Source organism: Paraburkholderia sp. Ac-20347, assembly GCF_017104805.1.
GTDB lineage: Bacteria > Pseudomonadota > Gammaproteobacteria > Burkholderiales > Burkholderiaceae > Paraburkholderia > Paraburkholderia tropica.
On sequence record NZ_JAAGPN010000551.1, the window covers coordinates 1 to 1,790 of the forward strand.

Here is a 1,790-nt window from a genome sequence, read left to right on the forward strand (position 1 = left end):
TTGCCAGGCTTGCGCGAGATCCGTCTCGACGCGCGCCTTCAGATCGGCGAACGGGCCGCTCATGAGCGCGCGCAGCCGCTGGCGGGCCGGACGGCGCCGTGCGCGTGCGGCGTGCGCGACGGGCAGGTGAACGAGGCTGGCATCGGGGCGGATCTCCGGTTCGGCGCGAGCGCGTAAAACGGCGCGCCCGACGGGGAAAAATTGCAAAACGGCAAAGCGAAAACGGCGGCGACGCGGACGGCGGCCACGAACAAGGGCGCAACATCCGTACAACAGCGCGGCCGCGACGAACCGCGGAGGGTCGCCGTGAACCCGGCACTCTAGCGCGGGAGGCCGCCACGCGGCAAGTTGGGAGGCGGCCGGACGCGGCGCGGCATAAGGCGTCGGCATGACAAAAAACAGGTCATTTGACGCTTGTGGATAACTTTGTGGAGAAATGCCCTGCGCGCAGCCGCAAAGGCCCGTTTGACGGCCATCTTATCGGCGTGAGTCGCTATTTGAAGGATAAAAAACCCATATAAATCAATGGTATGGATCGTTTCGCCAGCGTTTTGAAGGGGGCCGCGGCGGCCACGACGTCCGACAGTGCCGATGTGGACACTTCGCGGCCCTTGTGCGCTGGGAGCGTTTCCTGCTGGACTGCGGCCCCCGTCACGGTCTATCGTCTGTCGGCCGGCCCGCTCGACGGGGCTCGATGCGCGCCAGCGCGCGCCGGGTCCGCGCAGCCGCTATGCTTGCTGCCCCGGCAGTTGTTTTCCTTGCGGCTCATTCACCTCTGCGCATGCCATCCGATCGTTTTTCCTCCGCTGCGGGCGGCGACGTCGTCGTCCCGGTTTCGGCGCTCAATCGCGCCATCGCCTCGATGCTCGAGCGCTCGTTTCCGCTCGCCTGGATTTCGGGCGAAGTGTCGAACTTCACGCGCGCCGCGAGCGGTCACTGGTACTTCTCGATCAAGGACGCGCAGGCGCAGATCCGCTGCGTGATGTTCCGCGGACGCGCGCAATACGCCGAATTCACGCCGCGCGAAGGCGACCGCATCGAGGTCCGCGCGCTCGTCACGATGTACGAGCCGCGCGGCGAGCTGCAACTGAACGTCGAGGCCGTCCGGCGCACGGGCCAAGGGCGGCTTTACGAAGCGTTCTTGCGCCTGAAGGCGCAGCTCGAAGCCGAAGGTCTTTTCGACGCCGACCGCAAGCGCGACCTGCCCACGCATCCGCGCGCGATCGGCGTCATTACGTCGATGCAGGCCGCCGCGCTGCGCGACGTGCTCACCACGCTGTGCCGCCGCGCGCCGCACGTGCCGGTGATCGTCTATCCGGCGCCGGTGCAGGGCGCGGGATCGGCGGAAAAGCTCACCGCGATGCTCGACGCCGCGAACGCGCGCAACGAAGTCGACGTGATCGTGCTGTGCCGTGGCGGCGGCTCGATCGAGGATCTCTGGTCGTTCAACGACGAGACGCTCGCGCGCGCCATCGCCGCGAGCGCGATTCCGGTGGTGAGCGGCGTAGGCCACGAAACCGATTTCACGATCGCCGATTTCGCCGCCGACATGCGCGCGCCCACGCCCACGGCCGCCGCCGAACTCGTGAGCCCGCAGCGCGTGCTGCTGCTGCGCGAACTCGATCAGCGCCATGCGACGCTCGCGCGCGGCTTCGGCCGCTTGATGGAGCGCCGCGCGCAGCAACTCGACTGGCTCGCGCGGCGTCTCGTCTCGCCCGGCGAGCGGCTTGCGCAGCAGCGCACGCATTTGCGCCAGTTGTCGATCCGGCTCGCGTCGGCGGGTTCGCGCG

General features: G+C 68.1%; 1 protein-coding gene. It reads left to right on the forward strand.

All coding sequences use genetic code 11. The annotated features are described in order from the left end of the window. Positions 1–781: 781 nt before the first annotated feature. On the forward strand, positions 782–1,790 hold a 1,009-nt coding region (gene xseA, locus G3N97_RS38575; protein WP_205997968.1), incomplete at its 3' end, for an exodeoxyribonuclease VII large subunit.